Source organism: Paractinoplanes rishiriensis, assembly GCF_016862375.1.
In the GTDB taxonomy this organism is placed as follows: Bacteria; Actinomycetota; Actinomycetes; order Mycobacteriales; family Micromonosporaceae; genus Actinoplanes; species Actinoplanes rishiriensis.
The window spans coordinates 37920-56515 of the sequence record NZ_BOMV01000005.1 but is presented as its reverse complement, the minus strand read 5'-3'; the positions used below and the strand labels follow the sequence as shown (position 1 = coordinate 56515).

18 protein-coding genes are annotated in these 18596 nt (G+C 72.3%); 9 read left to right on the top strand and 9 right to left on the bottom strand.

All coding sequences use genetic code 11. The annotated features are described in order from the left end of the window. Positions 1-2 precede the first annotated feature (2 nt). Positions 3-656 (top strand): ATP-binding cassette domain-containing protein, encoded by a 654-nt coding sequence (locus Ari01nite_RS02270; RefSeq protein ID WP_203778839.1) that lies wholly within the window; start codon positions 3-5, stop codon positions 654-656. A 1-nt stretch (position 657) separates the two neighbouring features. On the opposite strand, the gene Ari01nite_RS02265 is transcribed toward Ari01nite_RS02270, so the two are convergent. Further along, positions 658-1500: an ABC transporter ATP-binding protein gene (locus tag Ari01nite_RS02265; protein WP_203778838.1), complete on the bottom strand. Its 843-nt coding sequence runs from the start codon at positions 1498-1500 to the stop codon at positions 658-660. Between the two features lie 64 nt (positions 1501-1564). Here Ari01nite_RS02265 and Ari01nite_RS02260 point away from each other — a divergent pair, with 64 nt between their 5' ends. Continuing rightward, the gene (locus tag Ari01nite_RS02260; RefSeq protein ID WP_203778837.1) at positions 1565-2503 is read left to right on the top strand and encodes a ribose-phosphate diphosphokinase; all 939 of its coding nucleotides are present in this window, start codon (positions 1565-1567) and stop codon (positions 2501-2503) included. Positions 2504-2707: 204 nt separating this feature from the next. On the opposite strand, the gene Ari01nite_RS02255 is transcribed toward Ari01nite_RS02260, so the two are convergent. Next, positions 2708-3820, bottom strand: coding sequence for a lytic polysaccharide monooxygenase auxiliary activity family 9 protein (locus Ari01nite_RS02255; RefSeq protein WP_203778836.1), 1113 nt, complete (start codon positions 3818-3820; stop codon positions 2708-2710). Between the two features lie 308 nt (positions 3821-4128). On the opposite strand from Ari01nite_RS02255, the gene Ari01nite_RS02250 reads away from it, so the two are divergent. The 6 genes from Ari01nite_RS02250 to Ari01nite_RS02225 all read left to right on the top strand — a co-directional run bounded on the left by Ari01nite_RS02250 (position 4129) and on the right by Ari01nite_RS02225 (position 10869). Next, positions 4129-4668, top strand: coding sequence for a GNAT family N-acetyltransferase (locus tag Ari01nite_RS02250; RefSeq protein WP_239162420.1), 540 nt, complete (start codon positions 4129-4131; stop codon positions 4666-4668). A 79-nt stretch (positions 4669-4747) separates the two neighbouring features. Further along, positions 4748-6763, top strand: coding sequence for a hybrid sensor histidine kinase/response regulator (locus tag Ari01nite_RS02245; RefSeq protein WP_239162419.1), 2016 nt, complete (start codon positions 4748-4750; stop codon positions 6761-6763). Between the two features lie 42 nt (positions 6764-6805). Next, complete coding sequence (locus Ari01nite_RS02240) at positions 6806-7384, top strand: helix-turn-helix domain-containing protein (RefSeq protein ID WP_203778834.1); 579 nt, start codon at positions 6806-6808, stop codon at positions 7382-7384. 92 nt (positions 7385-7476) lie between these two features. Continuing rightward, positions 7477-7905 (top strand): hypothetical protein, encoded by a 429-nt coding sequence (locus Ari01nite_RS02235; RefSeq protein ID WP_203778833.1) that lies wholly within the window; start codon positions 7477-7479, stop codon positions 7903-7905. A 190-nt stretch (positions 7906-8095) separates the two neighbouring features. Then, a complete protein-coding gene (locus Ari01nite_RS02230; protein WP_239162418.1) occupies positions 8096-10063 on the top strand; it encodes a serine/threonine-protein kinase in 1968 nt (655 codons plus the stop codon). A gap of 23 nt (positions 10064-10086) precedes the next feature. Continuing rightward, entirely contained in the window at positions 10087-10869 is a 783-nt protein-coding gene (locus Ari01nite_RS02225; RefSeq protein WP_203778832.1) for a L,D-transpeptidase family protein, read from the top strand. Between the two features lie 4 nt (positions 10870-10873). Here the strand turns inward: Ari01nite_RS02225 and Ari01nite_RS02220 are convergent, their stop codons facing one another. Next, a complete protein-coding gene (locus Ari01nite_RS02220) occupies positions 10874-11491 on the bottom strand; it encodes a TetR/AcrR family transcriptional regulator (protein WP_203778831.1) in 618 nt (205 codons plus the stop codon). 87 nt (positions 11492-11578) lie between these two features. On the opposite strand from Ari01nite_RS02220, the gene Ari01nite_RS02215 reads away from it, so the two are divergent. Continuing rightward, positions 11579-11872: a hypothetical protein gene (locus Ari01nite_RS02215; RefSeq protein ID WP_203778830.1), complete on the top strand. Its 294-nt coding sequence runs from the start codon at positions 11579-11581 to the stop codon at positions 11870-11872. 3 nt (positions 11873-11875) lie between these two features. On the opposite strand, the gene metK is transcribed toward Ari01nite_RS02215, so the two are convergent. The 6 genes from metK to Ari01nite_RS02185 are packed head-to-tail and all read right to left on the bottom strand — an operon-like array spanning position 11876 to position 18593. Beyond that, positions 11876-13054, bottom strand: coding sequence for a methionine adenosyltransferase (gene metK / locus Ari01nite_RS02210; RefSeq protein WP_203778829.1), 1179 nt, complete (start codon positions 13052-13054; stop codon positions 11876-11878). Positions 13055-13079: 25 nt separating this feature from the next. Beyond that, complete coding sequence (locus Ari01nite_RS02205; protein ID WP_203778828.1) at positions 13080-13265, bottom strand: acyl-CoA carboxylase subunit epsilon; 186 nt, start codon at positions 13263-13265, stop codon at positions 13080-13082. Between the two features lie 42 nt (positions 13266-13307). Further along, on the bottom strand, positions 13308-14849 hold the full coding sequence (locus tag Ari01nite_RS02200) for an acyl-CoA carboxylase subunit beta (protein ID WP_203778827.1): 1542 nt from the start codon (positions 14847-14849) through the stop codon (positions 13308-13310). Beyond that, positions 14846-15718: an alpha/beta hydrolase gene (locus tag Ari01nite_RS02195; protein WP_203778826.1), complete on the bottom strand. Its 873-nt coding sequence runs from the start codon at positions 15716-15718 to the stop codon at positions 14846-14848. Before Ari01nite_RS02195 ends, Ari01nite_RS02200 begins: the two co-directional genes overlap by 4 nt. Further along, the gene (locus Ari01nite_RS02190) at positions 15715-17181 is read right to left on the bottom strand and encodes an FAD-dependent monooxygenase (protein ID WP_203778825.1); all 1467 of its coding nucleotides are present in this window, start codon (positions 17179-17181) and stop codon (positions 15715-15717) included. The genes Ari01nite_RS02195 and Ari01nite_RS02190 overlap by 4 nt, the downstream gene beginning before the upstream one ends. Beyond that, positions 17178-18593: an FAD-dependent oxidoreductase gene (locus Ari01nite_RS02185; protein ID WP_239162417.1), complete on the bottom strand. Its 1416-nt coding sequence runs from the start codon at positions 18591-18593 to the stop codon at positions 17178-17180. Before Ari01nite_RS02185 ends, Ari01nite_RS02190 begins: the two co-directional genes overlap by 4 nt. Between the last annotated feature and the right edge of the window lie 3 nt (positions 18594-18596).

The following is an 18596-nucleotide window of genomic DNA, read 5'->3' as shown; positions in this document are numbered from 1 at the left end:
GGGTGAAGACGCTGACGGTGGACGCCGCCGACCTGGCCTGGAACGGCGACCCGCCGGTGCTGACCGGGGTCACCGTGGCGGCCCGGCCCGGCGAGATGCTGGCCGTCACCGGCACCTCGGGCGCCGGCAAGACGACGCTGCTCAGCGCCATGGCCGGGCTGTTGCCCCCGGCCGGCGGCGAGGTGCGGGTGGACGGCGAGCCGCTGCGCGACCGGGACCACGCGGTGGCCCTCAGCGTGGTGCTGATCCCGCAGGACAACGGGCTGGCCGCGATCCTGACCGCGGCCGAGAACATCTCGGTCGCGGTGATCGCCACCGGCGGCACCCCGGCCGAGGCCCGGCGCCGCACCGCCGAGGCGCTCGACCCGCTGGGCCTGTCCGGCCAGGCCAACCAGCTGATCGAGGAGCTGTCCGGCGGCCAGCAGCAGCGCACCGCGATCGCCCGCGGCCTGGCGCTGCGCGGCGACGTGCTGCTCGCCGACGAGATCACCAGCGAACTGGACGCGGCGAACCGGCAGCGGGTGATCGAACTGCTGCGCGCCGAGGCCGACCGGGGTGCCGCGGTCGTGTTCGCCACCCACGACCCGGAGGCCGCCGCGGCCTGCGACCGCGAGCTGCACCTGGCCGACGGCGAAGCGACCTGGGCCCGCGCCTGAGTCAGGCGGCGTGCTCGGTGCCGCCCGGCACCAGGGTGACTTCGCCGTCGACGTGCTGGACCGTGAACAGCGTGCCGGGCGGGTAGCTGCCGAGCACCTCGGGCGGCAACTGCACGGTGCCGTCGCCGGCCACCACCGCGAAGTCCTGGCCGTCGCGGCCCTCGGCGCCGACCCGGCCGTCCCGGATCGTGACGGCGCGGCCCAGCCGGGCGCCCACCTCGTTGTCGTGGGTGACCACCACGATGGTGGTCTGCCGCTCGGCGTTCACCGTCTCCATGGCGGCCAGCACCTCGTCGCGGCCGGCCGTGTCGAGCCGGCTGGTGGGCTCGTCGACCAGCAGCAGGCCCGGTCCGGTGGCGATGCCGACGGCCAGCGCGGCCCGCTGCCGCCCGCCGGGGGTCAGGTCGGCCAGCCGCTGCCGGCCCTGACCGGGCAGGCCCACCAGGTCGAGGATGCGGTCCGGGTCGTCCAGCTTGATGCCCCGGGTGTGCGCGGCCCGCCGTTGCGCGAGCCAGATGTTGCGGTGCAGTGAGGCGTACGGCAGAAGGTTGCGCCCCGCGCCCTGCAGCACCACGCCGATCTCGGTGCCGCGCAGCCGGGAGATCTCGCCGTCGGACAGCTTGCCCATGTCGTAGGTGCCGATGTTGATCCGCCCGGCGGACGGCCGCATCAGGCCGGCGAGCAAGGCGATCAGCGTGGACTTGCCGGACCCGGACGGGCCGACCAGGGCGAGCGTCTCGCCGGGCGCGATGGACAGGTCGACCCCGGCCAGCGCCACCACGTCGCCCGCCTCGGCGCGGTAGATGTGGACTACCCGGCGGCAGGCTACGGCAAGTCCGTTCATGAGCCACACGGTAACGAAGATGGTCGCCCGATAGTGTTCGGCGGCCGCCTCTTAGGGTGGTCCCGTGCGTGACATCGCCGTTTTCACCGGATCTGCCCACACCGAGCTCGCAGCGGAGATCTGCCTGCATCTGGGCGTGCCTCTGATGCCGACCAAGACCTCCCGGTTCGCCAACGACTGCATCGAGGTGCAGCTGCAGGGCAACTGCCGGGAACGGGACGTCTTCCTGATCCAGCCGCTGGTCCCGCCCACCCAGGAAAACCTGGTCGAGCTGCTGTTCATGCTGAATGCGGCGCGCGGCGCGTCGGCCGGGCGGATCACCGTGGTGCTGCCGCACTACGCGTACGCCCGTAGCGACAAGAAGGACGCCCCGCGCATCTCGATCGGCGGCCGGCTGGTGGCCGACCTGCTCACCACCGCGGGCGCCGACCGGGTGCTCGCCCTGACCCTGCACTCGCCGCAGGTGCACGGCTTCTTCAACATCCCGGTCGACCACCTGCACGCGCTGCGCGAGCTGGCCAACCACTTCCGCCGCTACGACCTGAGCAACGCCGTGGTGGTCTCGCCCGACCTGGGCAACGCCAAGGAGGCGGCCGCGTTCGCCCGGATGCTCGACATCGACGTGGCGGCCGGGGCCAAGCAGCGCTTCGCCGACGACAAGGTGGTGATCAGCACCGTGATCGGTGACGTCGCCGACCGCGACGTGATCGTCCTGGACGACGAGATCGCCAAGGGGAGCACGGTCTTCGAGCTGCTGGCCCGGTTGCGCGAGCGCAATGCCCGCAGTGTCCGGGTGGCCTGTACGCACGGCCTGTTCTCGAACGACGCGATCCGCCGGCTGTCCGACGAGAAAGACGTCGAGGAGATCGTCTGCACCAATACGGTGCCGATCCCGATGGCCGACCGCACCGAAAAGCTCACGGTGCTGTCGGTAGCGCCGGCGCTTGCCGAGGCAATGCGCCGCATTCACAACGGCGAATCGGTAAGCGCGTTGTTCGCCTGAAAGCTTAAGTTGAAAGAAAGGTTGAGCGGGGGCCGGGGAGGGCGTCCCGACCCCCGCTCCAGTCCATGTGGACGGATTGGTGTCTCGTGGAACCGGTGTCACGCGGGGAATGCTGCTAGGCCGCCTCCCTTCTTCGCTGGGGGTCGATTATGGGAGCGCTCCCAACCAGAGTAACCGTGCCTCTGTCCGTTGAGAAGAGGTGGGTCAGACGGTCGCGGAGCAGGTGACGGTCGGTGTCGCCGCGGTACCCGAACCGAGGAAGCCGAACGTCGTGGTCCCGCCCGCGTTGAGGGCACCGTTGTAGCCCACGTTCGTGGCGGTTTGCGTGTTACCGCTGATCGAGGACGTCGCGTTCCAGGTCTGCTGGATCGACGGCGCGCTCGGGTAGGTCAGGCGCACCGTCCAGCCCTTGATCGCCGAGGAGCCGGCGGTCACGGTCACGCTGCCCTGGTAGCCGCCGCCCCACTGGCTGGCCAGCGTGTAGGTGGCGGAGCAGGCACCGGAAGCCGGCGGGTTGCTGGTCGGCCCAGTCGTCGGCGGGGTCGTCGGCGGCGTGGTCGGCGTGGTGGTGGGCGGCGTGGTCGGCGTGGTGGTCGGCGTCGTGGTGGGCGGCGTGGTCGGGTTGGTGGTGCCGCCGAAGTTCACGTCGCTGCACCAGTAGTACGACTGGTCCAGGTGGCTGGCCTGCCAGATCGTGTAGACGATGGCCCGGCCGCTGCGGCCCGAGAGCGACACCGGGATGTTCAGCTGCACACCGCCGGTGGCGGGGTCCCACTCGGAGGCGGGGGTGTCACCGATCTCGGCGACCTGCGACAGGTCCGACCACTTGAGAGCCGTGGTCGTCGGGTCGAAGCCCTGGCGCGACACGTACACCCGGATGTAGTCCGCGCCGTGCGAGGCCTGGTCGAAGATGTTCATGGTGAAGCTGTTGTTCAGGTTGGTGGCGGTCCAGTTGCCCACCGTGTCGAGAGCGTTGTAGCGGCCGCTCGACGTACGCCCGCCGCTGCACAGCTGACCGTCCGCAATGGCGCCCTGGTGGTTGCCGGCGACACCCTCGCGGAACAGGCCGTTCCAGTTCCACATCGCGCTGGGGTCGGCCTGCCAGGCCTGCCAGCACATCGGGTCCAGGGTCTGCATGGTCGGGTCCTGGAACTTGTCGCCCCAACGGGACCAACAGCTGTAGTTGCGGGAGGCCGGATTCAGCACATTGCCGTGGGCGCTGGCCGGCGACGCCGGCAGGGCCACCACGGCAAAGGTGGCCACCAGTGCGCTGGCCATGACGCCAACGAACAGGCGAGTACGCTTCTTGAGGTTCATGAGGGCTCAGTTCTCCGCTGGTTTACGCCCCGGTGGACGAGGCAAGGGGGTCATAGGGAAATCGCGGAGGCTGCCCTATGCCTCCGCCGTCGCGTGACCCGGCGAGATGTGCCCACCATCCCCGCTGAATTGACTTATGTCAATAATGAACACTCGATGTCGCGCCGACCGGTGCGCTCCGTATGCCACCTGACGACGCCATTGGCGCTCCTGCGCACCGCTGCCCAGTGGTGATCTTCACAGCAAGGTCGTTGGGGCTCCCTGCTCCGAATGTGCAAAATCGGCCAGTTCGCCACCTGGAGGCCCCGTTGACCCTGGCGACCGAACGACTGCTGCTGCGTCAGTGGCGACCGGGCGACCGCGAGCCGTTCGCGGCCATGAACGCCGACCCCGTCGTGATGCGGCACTTCCCGCGCGTGATGACGAGCGCCGAGAGCGACGGGCTGGCCGACCGCCTCGAGGCCGGCATCGCGGAGCGCGGCTGGGGGCTCTGGGCCGTCGAGGTCCGCGCGGGCGGCGCGTTCGCCGGGTTCATCGGCCTTCAGCCGGTGACAAACCCGAGCATGCCGGTGGCGCCGGCGGTGGAGATCGGGTGGCGGCTCGCTGCGGGGTTTCAGGGGCAGGGGTACGCGACGGAAGGCGCGCGCCGAGTGGTCGGGTACGCGTTCGACGAGATCGCGTTGCCGGAGCTGGTCTCGTTCACGACGGTGCAGAACCGGGCCTCGCGCCGGGTGATGGAGAAGCTCGGCATGACCCACGACCCGGCCGACGACTTCGACCACCCGACGGTGCCGGCCGACTGGGCCGAGCGCCGGCACGTCCTGTACCGCCTGCGCCGATCGCCGTAACGGCAGGCTTCAAGGTTGCAAAGCTGGCGAACCGGCCGCACGAACCCCACCAGACACGGATCATGTCGGCATGGGTGTCATGGCTTACCCCCTCCGGTACGCGCTGGCCGACCTCGCCCTGGCGCTCAGCCGGGTCGCTGGCGATGCCGCCGAGGTGCGCTCAACCGCGGCCCGGGCCGCGGCCGACATGATCGGCGACGGGGCCGGCGTGCAACTGCTGCGCGACGACGGCCGGTACGACGCGATCACCTACCACCACGTCGACGACGAGCGCTCGGCCGCCATCGCCCGGGTGCTCGACCACGTCGGCCAGCTGCCGGACGACGATTTCTCCACCTCGATGGCCGCCAGCCGCCGCCCCATCGTGCTGGCCGGCGACGGGGTCGAGCCGCTGGCCGGGGAGGAGCACCACATCCACGCGGCCGTGCTCTGCCCGGTGATCGTCGACAACACGTACGCCGGCTATCTGGTGCTCACCCGGGAACAGCCCGGCTCGTTCTATTCCACCGCCGAGGTCGAACTTGCCCGGGACATCGCCGGCGAGCTGGCCCTGGCCGAGTCCAGCGCCCGGGCCCTGGAGCGCCTGCGGGCCAGCGAGGAGCGGTACCGGCGGGTGCTGGAGACCATCCCCGAGGGGGTGCTCCAGCTCGATGCGGAGGGCGTGGCCACGTACGCGAATGAGCCGATGGGCGTGGTGCTCGGCATGCCGCGTACCCAGCTTGTTGGTGTGTCTTTAAGGGGTTTTCTCGACAGCCAGGGACAGAAGGAGCTGAGCCGGCGCCTCAGCGAGTGCCAGGCGGGCCGCTCCACGGTCGGCGCCACCCGGCTGATGCGCGCGGACGGCTCGCAGCGCAGTGTCCGGATGAGCATGATGCCGCTGATGGACGACCAGGGCCGGTTCTCCGGCGTGGTCTGCATGGTCACCGACACCACTGACCACATCGACGCCCGCGGCCTCAAACGGCAGCTCGACCACCTGCGCCGGCTGGACAGCCTGGGCCAGCTGATCGGCGGCATCTCGCACGACTTCAACAACCTGCTCACGGTCGTGGGCGGCTCGGCCGACATGATCCTGACCAGCGCCGAGGAGGGCTCGCCGCAGCACCAGCTGGCCCAGGACATCCTCGAGGCGGTCGGCACCGGCCGGACCCTGACCCATCAGCTGCTCGCGTTCGGCCGCAGCGAGGGCAACCGCCCGGAGATCATTCCGATCCCGGACCTGCTGACCGACGTCCAATCTTTGTTCAGCCGTACGCTCGGTGAGCACATCGGCCTGGACCTGGCGTTCGGCCCCGACGTCTGGCCGGTGCGCGCCGAACGGGGCCCGCTCGAGCAGGCCCTGGTCAACCTGGCCGCGAACGCCCGCGACGCGATGCTGCACGGCGGCATGCTGCGGGTGGCGGCCTCCAACGAGGTGGTCGAACCGGACGGCAAGCAGGGCGTGCCGCCCGGCCGGCTGGTGCACCTGGTCATCACCGACACCGGCGTGGGCATGACCGACGAGGTCCGCAGGCGGGCCCTCGAACCGTTCTTCACCACCCGCCCGACCGCCGCCGGCCTGGGCCTGGCCACCACCGCCGGCATCGTGCAGGGCATCGGCGGCCACATCGAGCTGGAGTCGGAGCCCCGGATGGGCACCACGGTCCACCTCTACCTGCCGGCCGCCGAGGAGAAGCCGGCCGGCGCCGAGGCCCGCCAGGGCACCACCCAGGTGATCGGCACGGTCCTGATCGTCGAGGACCAGCCCGAGGTGGCCCAGCTGGTCCAGCGCCTGATCGCCCCGGCCGGCTACACCATCACGGTCGCCACCGACGCCCTGATGGCGGTGACCCAGGTGGCCGCCGGCGCCCACCCCGACCTGCTGATCACCGACGTGGTGATGCCGACCATGACCGGCCCCGAACTGGCGAACGCCCTGCGCACCCACCACCCCGACCTGCCGGTCCTCTACATGTCCGGCTACACGGCGGCGTCGCTGGGCCCCCAGCTCCACCTGGACGAGAACAGCATGCTGATCGAAAAGCCGTTCACCCGCTCGACGCTGCTGGGCGCGATCCGCACACTATGCGGCCCCCAGCCTTCGGAGACGGCCTGATCAGCTGGGACTTTGCACATCCTGCAAGCTATCGTGCAGGATGTGCAAGCTAGGTCGCAGTTGCTGCCGCTGCTGCGCTCGCCACTCCTCGGCGAGCTGCTGGCGTGGCTCTTCCTGCACCCCGAGGAGGGCTACTCGGTGGTTGAGCTGGCCACCCGATTCCAGGTCTCCGCTTCGACCGTCAGCCGGGAGGCCGACCGGCTCACCGAGACGGGCTTCGTGCGCGAGGATCGGCGCGGCAACATGCGCCTCCTGCGCGCGGACCTTTCGCATCCGGCGGCGCGCCCGCTCACCGATCTGCTGGCGCTGACGTACGGCCCCGCCGCGGTGCTCGCCGACCGCTTGGCGCCGGTCGCTGGCGTGCACGAAGCGTACATCTACGGGTCGTGGGCCGCCCGCTACGCCGGCGAGCCCGGCCCACCGCCCCGTGACGTGGACGTGCTGGTCGTGGGCGACGCCGACGAGGACGACCTGGCAGAGGCGGCTCGGGCTGCCGAGCACCAGCTGGCCCGCGAGGTGAACATCCACCGGATCTCCAGCGCGAGCTGGCGATCACCCGAATCCGACCCGTTTCTCGCAACTGTGCGCTCACGCTCGCTCCACCGCATCCTCCCGGACTAGCTTAATGACAGCTAGTCGCTAAGCTAGTAGCAAAGTTGACGGGTTCGGAGGTCCTCGTGCGGTGGCAGCAGGGTCGCGAAACGCTGGACAGCATGATCAGCCGAGGTGAACTGGAACGGGTCCCGGCCAGTCGGGACCACGCCGATCTGTTGCTCTCCCAGGCGCGCCGCCACCTCGGCTCGGCGAGCGCCATCGCCGGTTCCGACCCGGCTGGTGCTTATCAGCTGCTGTACGACGCGGCGCGTAAGGCCTTTGCCGCTGTGCTGGAAAACCAGGGTGTGCGGGCCACCAGCCGGGGCGGGCACATAGCGGTGCGCGACGCGGTTTCGGCGCAACTCGATCCGCCGCTTGGCGGGGTCCTCCGGCCGTTCGACAGACTCCGGCGGCGGCGTAACCAGGTCGAGTACCCGTCGTCCAGCACGCCGGTCATCGGTGCGGAGGAGGTCGAGCGCGATCTGCCCAAGGTCGCACAGATCATCGACCTGGCGGACCGGGTGCTCGGCGAGATGAGCCCGCTCTGAGCGAGTGGCCAGGCTCTGGGCGTGCGGGGGCTGGGGTTGGTTCTGACAGCTCGAACGAGCCGTCGGGCGGGGAGGTGACGCGAATCCGCCTTCTCAGACCGAAGGTGCGAACTTGGCGCCACAGGCTTGCCAGGCGATCCGGACAAACAGCAGGATTCCGGGGCATCGCCGACTTCGGAAGGAAGCCCGAGTGACCAAGGATCGCACGAGCAGCGTCGCACGCGCGGATTCCGACGGCGCGTCGACCATGGATCTCAGCGGGCGGTGCGTCGGCAGCTCGTACATCCTGCAACATCCGATCGGGCAGGGCGCCACCGGGACGGTGTGGCGCGGGCTGGACCGGTCGACCGGGGAGCCGGTGGCGGTCAAGCTGCTGCACGAGAGTCTGCTGCGGCAGCCCAAGCTGGTCACCCGCTTCGTGCAGGAGCGGACCATCCTGCTGATGCTGCGGCACCGGAACGTGGTGCGGGTGCGCGACCTGTTCAGCGTGGGCGAGACGCTCGGGCTGGTGATGGACCTGGTGGACGGCGGCTCGCTGCGGGACCACCTGCGCGAGCACGACACGGTGCCGGCGGGGGAGGCGGCGCGGCTCGCCTGTCAGGTGGCGGCGGCGCTGGCCGAGGCGCACGAGCTCGGGGTGATCCACCGCGACCTCAAGCCGGACAACATCCTGCTGCACCTCGAGAACGGCCGGCTGGACACCCGGCTCACCGACTTCGGGGTGGCCCGCATCCTCAACACCCCGAGCATGACCACGCCGAACGCGGTGGTGGGCACGCCGCACTACATGGCGCCGGAGGCGTTCCACGGCACCACGGCCTCGCCGGCCACGGACGTCTACGCGCTGGGCGTGCTGCTCTACGAGCTGGTGACCGGCCGCCCGCCCTACGACAGCGACTCGATCCCCGACCTGATGCGCCGGCACATGGAGGGCAACCCGCCGCGGCCGCCCGGTGTCCCGGAGCCGGTCTGGGACGTGATCATGGACTGCATGGCGACCAAGCCGCGGCTGCGGCCGTCGGCCGCCGAACTGGTGGTTTCGCTGGCGGATCTGGCGCGGGAGTGCGCCGGTACGCGGGCGCTGCCGGCCCCGCAGCGCCCGGCACCGGACTTCAGCCTGGCCGACGTGAGCCGGGTGCTGCCGCCGCCGGTCCCACGCCAGGCGGCCCCGGACAATGCCGCCCCGAACAGCGCCGCCCCGAACAGCGCCGCCCCGAACAGCGCCGCCCTGGGGATGGCGGGCTCGGAGCCGGGCCGTTCGGGACGGGCGGGCTCGGGAAGGGCCGGCTCGGGGGCGGACGGCGTGGGACGGGCGGGCTTGGGAAGGGCCGGGTCGGAGCCGAGTGGGTCCGGGCGGGGTACGGGCCGGCCGCTTGACGCCGGGGGGCACGGGGACGAGCCGGATCCGGTCTCCATCGTGCCGCTGCCTCGGGCGGCGGATCCGCGGGGGAACGCCGCGCCCGGCTGGCGCTGGGCCCGGCCGGGGGCCACGCTGATCGCGGCGGCCATGCTGGCGTCGGCGGTGGCTACCACGGCCTGGCACTTCGGGCGGGCCGAGAACGACGCGCCGGACACCATGACCACCGCGCCGCAGGTTCTTGCGGCGTCCAGTCCGGCTCAGCTGCCGCAGCGCGGCACGGCCGGTAAGCGGGTGCCGCAGCGGGCCGTGGCCTCGTCGACCGGGGCGCCTCGGCAGTTGGGCGGGACGGGCGATGCCGTCAAGACCGCACGATCGGCGGCGGCCTCGCGCGTACCGGATAAAGCAACTCGCCCACCGCAACCGGAGGCGAAGCCTTACGGGCCGTGGCAGTGCACGCAGCGATTTGCGTTCGACCTGACCAGCAAGATGGCGATGGCCACCAAGCCGTGTCAGATGCTCGGACGGGACATCCAGTACCAGGGGTCGCTCACGGCGCCGGGTGGTGGCACCGGCAGCATCACGGTGACCGTGCAGGATGCCGCCACCGGGCGGACCGTGGCCGGGCCCCGGACGTGCGACGACCTGACGTTCGGCGGGGACGCGTCGACGCGCAGCTGCGGGCCGGCGACCGCGCGACCCGAGCGGGGGCGGCAGTACACCGTGGTGATGGCGTTCCGGTACCAGCGCGACGGGCGGGCCATGTCGGGCACCGCGAAAGGGTCCGCCTTCGCGTGGTGAGGCCGATACGGTGAGAACCGACCATGAGATTCGTGCTGGTGGTGGCTCTGCTCCTGGCGGCTGTCGGCGGGGCGGCTGTCGGCGGGCCGGCTGTCGGCGGGCCGGCGACGGCCGCGGTGCCGCCCTGGTTCCCCACCCGCCTCGGCCACCTCGGTGACAGCCGGCAGGTCGTCGTGGTGGCCGGGCACAGTCGCACCTCGACCTCCTCGACCGCGTACGCCTACCAGCGCGGGACGGACGGCCGGTGGCGCGCCGCGTTCCCGGCCATGGCGGCCCGCAACGGCTACGGCGGCTGGCAGTGGGCCAGCCGGCGGGTGCAGGGGACCGGCACCACCCCGATCGGCACCTTCACGATCACCGAGGCGTTCGGGCTGGCGGCCGACCCGGGCACCCGGCTCGACTACCGGCGGGTGGACGGCAACGACCACTGGGTGGGCGACCGGAGCGACCCGCGGACGTACAACATGTTCCAGCCGTCGCTGTCCCCGCGGCGCACCTGGCGCACCTCGCGGGCCGAGCGGCTCGCCGACTACCCGAGGCAGTACGCGTACGCCGCGGTGGTCGACTTCAACCGGCCGGCACCCGGGTCGGTCAGCTGGAACACCGCCCTGGGCCAGTACGTGACCAGCGCGCCGGCGGTGGCGGGCCGAGGCTCGGCGATCTTCCTGCACGTCCACGGTCGTGGGTCGACGGCCGGGTGCGTGTCGCTGTCCCGGACGCAGATGGTGGCGGTGCTGCGGTGGTTGGATCCGGCGCTGCGGCCGCGGATCGTGCTGGCCCCGATCGCCGATCTGCCGCGCGCCTGAGCATTCACGTCCCGCACAGGGTTTGCTCGGCGGTGCCGGTCAGCAGGTCTGCCGTGACCGGCACCGGCAGGTCGCGGCCGGTGTGCAGCAGGTCGAAGGTCTCGAAGCTGGTCACCAGCCACAGCAGGTGGGCCGCCGCCGCCGGGGTGAGCCCGGGCCGGAGCAGGTGCTGCGCGGCCAGCCGGTCGCACAGCTCGGCCATCCCCGCGGCGCGGCCGTTCTCCATCCGCTGGACGGCGCCGGCCATGGTGGACGGGTCGAGGCGGGCCATCGCGTACAGCGGGCGGAACACGTCGTGATGGGCGGCGTAGAGGGTGACCACCGCGTGCACGGTCGCGCGCAACCCGGCCCGGGCGTCCGGATGCTCCGCGGCGGCCAGCACGCCGGCCAGCCCGGCACGGTGCAGCAGGTCGGCGCCGACCGCGTCGAAGAGGCCGGCGCGCGACCCGAACGTCGTGTAGATCGTCGGGCGCGCGACCCGGGCGCGCTGGGCCACCCGGTCGAGGGTGACGGGCTCGGTGGGGGCGTGGCGGAGCTGCTCGAGGACGGCGTCGATGATCCGGCGCCGGGTGTCGAGGGTGGATTCGGCCCGCAGGCGCTGTCGGTAGGGACGGGGGGCCACGGTGCCGATCCTAGCGTTCACTTGACGCCATGTATTTCCGAATACAAGCTGTCGTACGAATGTTGTCGACGCCACGGAGGGCAAGTCGTGCAGGTGATGGTGCGGTGGAAGGTTCTCGAGGATCAGGTCGGCCAGGAACTGGCGATGCTGCGCGAGGTCTATGACGAACTGGCCTCGGCCGAGATCGACGGCCTGCGCTACGCGACCTACCGGCTGGCGGACGGGGTGACCTTCATCGACGTGGTCGACCTGCCGCAGGGGCCGGGGATGCTGCGGCAGATCGAGGCGTTCGGGCGCTACCGGGCCGGGCTGGAGGGGCGGTGCGCGGAGCCGCCCGAGGTGACGCAGATGGAGGAGGTCGGCTCGTACCGGTTCCCCTGACGATCAGGCGGCGGCATTCTTCAGGTCCTGGGCGCGGTCGGTGCTCTCCCAGAGCAGGTCCGGCAGTTCGCGGCCGAAGTGCCCGTAGGCCGCGGTCTGCCGGTAGATCGGGCGCAGCAGGTCGAGGTCCCGGACGATCGCGGCCGGGCGCAGGTCGAAGACCTCGGTGATGGCCTTCTCGATGCGCTCGACGGGCACGTTCTCGGTGCCGAAGGTCTCGACGGACAGCGACACCGGGCGGGCCTTGCCGATCGCGTACGCGACCTGTGTCTCGCAGCGCTCCGCAAGGCCCGCGGCGACGACGTTCTTGGCCACCCAGCGCATCGCGTACGCCGCGGACCGGTCCACCTTGGACGGGTCCTTGCCGGAGAACGCCCCGCCGCCGTGCCGGGCGTAGCCCCCGTAGGTGTCCACGATGATCTTTCGTCCGGTGAGCCCGGCGTCGCCCATCGGACCGCCGATCTCGAACCGGCCGGTCGGGTTGACCAGCAGCCGGTACCCCGCGGTGTCCAGGCCGAGCCCGGCGAGCTCGGTCTCCACCACCTGCTCCCGGATCTGCGGGGCGAGCAGCCCGTCCAGGGAGACGTCGCGGGCGTGCTGGGTGGACACCACGACCGTGTCGAGGCGGACCGGGCGCAGGCCCGCGTACTCGACCGTGACCTGGGTCTTGCCGTCCGGGCGCAGGTAGGGCAGGGCGCGGTCCCGGCGGACGGCGGCGAGGCGCCGGGCCAGCCGGTGCGCCAGGGCGATCGGCAGCGGCATCAGTTCCGGCGTCTCCGAGCAGGCGAAGCCGAACATCATGCCCTGGTCGCCGGCGCCCTGGGCGTCCAGCAGATGGCCGGTGCCGCTCTCCAGGGCGCGGTCGACACCCCGGGCGATGTCCGGTGACTGGGCGCCGATGGACACGCTGACCCCGCACGACGCGCCGTCGAAGCCCTTCTGCGACGCGTCGTAGCCGATGTCCAGGACGGTCTCGCGGACGATCGCCGGGATGTCGGCGTACGCCCGGGTGGTCACCTCGCCGGCGACGTGCACCTGCCCGGTGGTGATCAGCGTCTCGACCGCGACGCGGCTGTGCGGGTCCTGGGAGAGGAGCGCGTCCAGGACACCGTCGCTGATCTGATCGGCGATCTTGTCGGGGTGGCCCTCGGTGACGGATTCGGAGGTGAACAGGCGTTGCATCGTCCCGCCTTTCAATAGGGTCCGGTCAGCGCCAGCTGACCGGGCTGAGGTAGCCGCTGGCCGGTCCGAGACGCCGCCAGCGGGGACCGGGCCGGCGCCGCGGCGCGCGCGCCGGTGCGGCATCGCCGGCGCGGGCCATCAGCACGACGGTCAGGGCGACGATTTCGTCCGGCGTCAGCCGTCCGCTGGTGACCTGGTAGAGCGGATTCATCGGTGCCTCCGATCTGGTGGGGCGGGGTCTGGTGTAACGGGTCTATTGGGGCGGGTTGCCGTGCTTGCGGGCGGGCAGGTCGGCGTGCTTGGTGTGCAGCATGCGCAGCGCCCGGATCAGCACCGCGCGGGTGTCCGCGGGGTCGATGACGTCGTCGATCAGGCCGCGCTCCGCCGCGTAGTACGGGTGCATGAGCTCCTCGCGGTACTGCCGGACCAGCTCGGCGTACGTCGCCTCGGGGTCGTCGGCCGCGGCGATCTGGCGGCGGAAGATGACGTTCGCGGCACCCTCGGCACCCATCACCGCGATCTCGTTGGTGGGCCAGGCGTAGGACAGATCGGCGCCGACGCTGCGGGAGTCCATCACGATGTACGCGCCGCCGTAGGCCTTGCGCAGCACCAGCGAGATCCGCGGCACACTGGCGTTGCAGTAGGCGTACAGCAGCTTGGCGCCGTGCCGGATGATGCCGCCGTGCTCCTGGTCCACCCCGGGCAGGAAGCCGGGCACGTCGAGCAGGGTGACCAGCGGGATGTTGAACGCGTCGCAGAACTGCACGAACCGCGCGGCCTTCTCGCTGGCGTGGATGTCCAGCACCCCGGCCGAGGACTGCGGCTGGTTGGCCACGAAACCGACCACCTGGCCGTCGAGGCGGGCCAGCGCCACCACCACGTTCGCCGCCCAGCCCTCGTGCACCTCCAGGTACTGGCCGTGGTCGGCGATCTCGGCGAGCACCGCGCCGACGTCGTACGGGCGGGTGCCGTCGGCCGGAACCAGGTCGCTCAGGGCGGAACACCGGCGGTCGTCCGGGTCGCCGGACCGCTCGGCCGGCGGTAGCTCCCGGTTGTTGGCGGGCAGCAGCGAGAGCAGGTACCGGACATCTGCCAGGCACGACTGCTCGTCGTCGTGGACGAAATGGGCCACCCCCGACCGTCCGCCGTGGACGTCGGCCCCGCCCAGCTCGTCCTGGGTGACCTTCGCGCCGGTGACCGCGGCGACCACGTCCGGCCCGGTGATGAACATCTGCGAGGTGTTCCGGACCATGAACACGAAGTCGGTGAGCGCGGGGGAGTAGGCGGCACCGCCGGCGCACGGACCGAGCATCACGCTGATCTGCGGGATGACGCCGGAGGCCCGGGTGTTGCGCTGGAAGATGCCACCGTAGCCGGCGAGCGCGACCACACCCTCCTGGATCCGGGCGCCGGCCCCGTCGTTCAGCGACACCAGCGGCGCGCCGGCGGTGATCGCCAGGTCCATGATCTTGTGGATCTTCTCGGCGTGGGCCTCGCCCAGCGCGCCCCCGAAGATCCGGAAATCGTGCGCGTAGACGAACACCGGACGGCCGTGCACCGTGCCCCAGCCGGTCACCACGCCGTCGGTGTACGGCCGCTTGGCCTCCAGCCCGAACCCGGTGGCCCGGTGCCGTCGCAGCGGTTCCAGCTCACTGAACGAACCCTTGTCCAGCAGCAGCTCGATGCGTTCCCGCGCGGTCAGCTTGCCCTTCGCGTGCTGACGTTCGGTGGCCGCGGCATCCGGCCCGTCCTGCGCCTGCCGCTTGACCTCCGCCAGGTCGTCGACCGTCGTCATCCCGCCTCCCCGGCCGCGATCAGTTCCTCGGCAAAACCAAGAACCTTGAGGTGGTACGCGCGAGCCGCCCACCCGAGGCTGATGTTGTGACCGGCGTGCGGCTGCCGGTCCACCTGCACCCGGGGAGCGGCCGCCAGCGCCGTCCGCAACTCCGCGAGCGCCTCCGGATCGTGGCGCCACCACCGCTCGTGCTCGGCGAAGGTGATCCGTACCGGCACCCGGACGGCCGGTGCCAGCCGATGGAACAGTTGCGGCCAGCGGGCCATGTCGGTGGCCTCCCGGGCGGGCAGCGGCGCCAGCAACCGCTGGCTGGTGGCGAAGGTGTCCGGCGGGTAGCACCGCAGCGGCCCCCAACTCGCCACCCGCCGGCCGCCGGCACCGGGCCGCGGCAGGTCCTCGTCCGGAACCGCGTACCGGTGTCCGCACCCCGAGATGTCCAGGCCGAGCAGCTGCGGCAGGTGCCCGCCGGCGGCCAGCGCGAGCGCCAGCTTGCCGCCGAACGAGTGCGCGACCACCAGCAGCCCGGCACCGAGCGGTCGGTCGGCGGTGAACTCGTGCACCGCCGCCGCGACGGTCGCCGCCTGGTCCTGCAGGGACTGGCCGTCCGGCAGCCGGGCGGCCGACCCGCGATAGCCCGGGCGGTCCAGGGCCAGCACGGTGAAGCCCAGGTGGACGCCCAGCGTCAGCAGGGAGAGGCCGGGTCCGGCCGGCCCGTGGAAGTAGCCGGCGCTCATCCCGGAGCCGTGCAGCGCCAGGATCGTGCCGCGGGGCGGTTCCGCCGGCTCACCGACGAGGCCGGACAGCGGCACGCCCGCGACGTCGAGCAGGATCGGACGGACCGCCGGCGCGGTGGTGGCCGCCGCCGTCATGATCCGGCGTCCAGCGGCGCCCCGAACCACCGCCGCAGCGCCGTGTCCAGCTCCTTGGGATCGTCGCCGGCCCAGGCCACATAGCCGTCCGGGCGCACCAGCAACGTCTGCCGGCCGAGCGAGGTGGAACCGTCCTCCGCCGCGGTCACCGCGGTCACCCGGTCCGGCCAGCCGGCCGCGACGCCGCGGATGCCGGCGTCGTCGGCCAGGTCGAGCAGGACGCCGCGGCCCCGGTGCAGCAGGTCCGCGGTGCCGGTCGGGCCGGACGCCGTGGTCAGCCGGCGCGGTGGGATCCGGCGGCCGAGAAGCGGATGGTCGCCGGTGCCGACGTCGTACCGGATGTCCAGCCCGCTGACGATGCCGGCGAGCAGCCGCTTGGTGTCGTCGGCGGTGATCAGCTCGCGGAACAGTTCGCGCAGCGGATCGGCCTCCGGGCCGCCGAGGAAGATCGTGCCCTGGGCCCGGGTGTTCATCAGCAGCCGGGCGCCGGCCGGGTGCCGCTCGCCGTGGTAGGTGTCCAGCAGGTCGGCGGGCGCCCAGCCGCGAATCACGGCGGCCAGCTTCCAGCCCAGGTTGACCGCGTCCAGTACCCCGGTGCTCAGGCCCTGGCCACCGGCCGGAAGGTGCACGTGCGCGGCGTCGCCGGCCAGCAGCACCCGTCCCCGCCGGTACTCGGCGGCCTGCCGGGTCGCGTCGGTGAAGGAGCTCACCCAGTCGGCCGAGCCGTGGTGGATCGACTCCCCGGTGATGCGCTGCCAGGCGTCGGCGACCTCGGTGAAGGTTCGTTCCTCGGCACGGTCCACGGCGGGGGTGCCGTCCTCGCAGACGATGATGCGGTCGACGCCCGGCGCCAGCGGCGCGGCCATCACCATGCCGCCGGCCAGCTTCTCGCCGAGGAACCGGGGCCGCAGGTCGCACCCGACGACGTCGGCGAGGTACATCCCCCGGGTGGCGGACGTGCCCGGGAAGGCGATACCGGCCAGCTTGCGGACGGTGCTGCCACCGCCGTCACAGCCCACCAGGTACGCGGCCCGCAGCCGCTGTTCGCCGTCCGGGGTGGCGGCGGTGATCTGCACCCCGTCGCCGTCGTCGATCAGCTCGCGCAGCTCCCAGCCGCGGCGGATCTCGGCACCCAGGCCGGTCGCCCACTCCGCCAGCACCGCCTCGGTTTTCGACTGCGGTACGCCGCGCGCGCCGAAGTGGGCGTCCGCCAGCACGGTGTAGTCGAACTGCACCCCGCCGAAGTGCCCCATCGGGCTCTTCTCCAGGTCGCCGAAGAGCGGCAGGATGCCGCGCTGGTCGAAGGTCTCCATGGTGCGGGCGGTGAAGCCCAGGCCGCGGGACTGGCCGGTGGGTGCGGCCAACTGCTCGACCACCACCACCCGGGCCCCGCCGAGGCGCAGTTCGCCGGCGAGCATCAGCCCGGTCGGTCCGGCGCCGACGACGATCACGTCAATGGTCACGACAGTTCCTTCTCTCTGCGATCGATAGGACCGAACCAGCGGGTGAGCGCCGGGCGGGCCGCGGTGGGATCGGTGCCGGCCCAGGCGAGGTGACCGTCCGGGCGGATCAGCGCGGCGGTGGTGCCGGTCGCCGGTACCGGCCCGGACGCGGTACGGACCCGGCCGCGCCAACCGGCGGCGATCGCGTCGCGGGCCGTCGAGGGCGCGGCCACCAGCAGACCGCGCCCGTCGTGCAGATCCACGCCGGGCAGCCGGGTGCCGACGGCCGGGTGATCGTCCGGGCCGGCCGGGTACCGCAGTCCCAGACCGCTGACCACCCCGGCCAGCCGCACCCGATTGGGCTCGGCGGCGAGCAGGGCGGCGACCACGGCGCGGACCGGTTCGACCGCGGCGGTGCCGAGCAGCAGTTCCGCCTGCGCCCGGATGTTGGCAAGCACCTGGCGGCCGGCGGCGTGCCGCTCGTCGTGGTACGTGTCGAGCAGGTCGGCCGGGACCCGCCCGCCGGCCACGGCGGCCAGTTTCCAGCCGAGGTTGACGGCGTCCTGCAGGCCGAGGTTGAGCGCCTGGCCACCGATCGGCATCTGCACGTGGGCGGCATCCCCGGCGAACAGCACCCGGCCGTGCCGGTACCGGGCCAGCTGGCGGTCGGTGTCGTCGAACGCGTTGACCCACAGCGGGTCACCGCCGCTCAGGTCCTCGCCGGTGACCCGCTTCCAGGCGTCGACGACGTCGCCGAAGTCCGGCTCCCGGCCGGCGCGCACCGGGCGGCCGAATTCGTGCACCATCACCCGGGTGACCCCGGCGGGGTTGCGGGCGGCGACCACCATGCCCCGCTCCCGGCGCTCGAAACGCCGGTTCGGCACGTCGATGCCGCCGACGTCGGCGCGCAGCATCTCGCGCCGGGCCGGCCGCCCCGGGAAGTCCGCGCCCAGCAGCGTCCGCACGGTGCTGTCCTGGCCGTCGCAGGCCACCACGTACGCGGCGCGCAGTTCCCGCGGCCCCCGGGCGGTGTCGGCGGTGACCCGCACGTGGTCGCCGGCCGCGGTCACGCCGCGCACCGTCCAGCCCCGGCGCACCTCCGCGCCGAGGCTCCGGGCCCGGTCGGCCAGCAGCGCCTCGGTCCGGGTCTGCGGGACCTTCCACTGACCCGGGAAGTCCGAGGGCAGGGTCAGGTCCATCGGTATGCCGCCGAAATGTCCGCGCGGCTCGCACGGCAGCTCGCCGAACAACTCCCGGAGACCGCGGCTGGCCAGGATCTCCATGGTGCGGGCGTGCAGCGTGGACGCCCGCGACTCGGTGGCCGGCCGGTCCCGCCGTTCCAGCACCGTCACCTGCGCACCGCCGAGGCGCAACTCGGCAGCGAGCATCAGCCCGGCCGGGCCGGCACCGACCACCGCGATCGGGGTGTCCACGCC

What these genes read in the sequence shown, in the direction of transcription:
- Ari01nite_RS02265 (WP_203778838.1), bottom strand. Translation starts at nt 1,500, where the DNA reads ATGAACGGACTTGCCGTAGCCTGCCGCCGGGTAGTCCACATCTACCGC.
- Ari01nite_RS02255 (WP_203778836.1), bottom strand. Translation starts at nt 3,820, where the DNA reads ATGAACCTCAAGAAGCGTACTCGCCTGTTCGTTGGCGTCATGGCCAGC.
- Ari01nite_RS02245 (WP_239162419.1), top strand. Translation starts at nt 4,748, where the DNA reads ATGGCTTACCCCCTCCGGTACGCGCTGGCCGACCTCGCCCTGGCGCTC.
- Ari01nite_RS02235 (WP_203778833.1), top strand. Translation starts at nt 7,477, where the DNA reads ATGATCAGCCGAGGTGAACTGGAACGGGTCCCGGCCAGTCGGGACCAC.
- Ari01nite_RS02225 (WP_203778832.1), top strand. Translation starts at nt 10,087, where the DNA reads ATGAGATTCGTGCTGGTGGTGGCTCTGCTCCTGGCGGCTGTCGGCGGG.
- metK (WP_203778829.1), bottom strand. Translation starts at nt 13,054, where the DNA reads ATGCAACGCCTGTTCACCTCCGAATCCGTCACCGAGGGCCACCCCGAC.
- Ari01nite_RS02205 (WP_203778828.1), bottom strand. Translation starts at nt 13,265, where the DNA reads ATGAATCCGCTCTACCAGGTCACCAGCGGACGGCTGACGCCGGACGAA.
- Ari01nite_RS02200 (WP_203778827.1), bottom strand. Translation starts at nt 14,849, where the DNA reads ATGACGACGGTCGACGACCTGGCGGAGGTCAAGCGGCAGGCGCAGGAC.
- Ari01nite_RS02195 (WP_203778826.1), bottom strand. Translation starts at nt 15,718, where the DNA reads ATGACGGCGGCGGCCACCACCGCGCCGGCGGTCCGTCCGATCCTGCTC.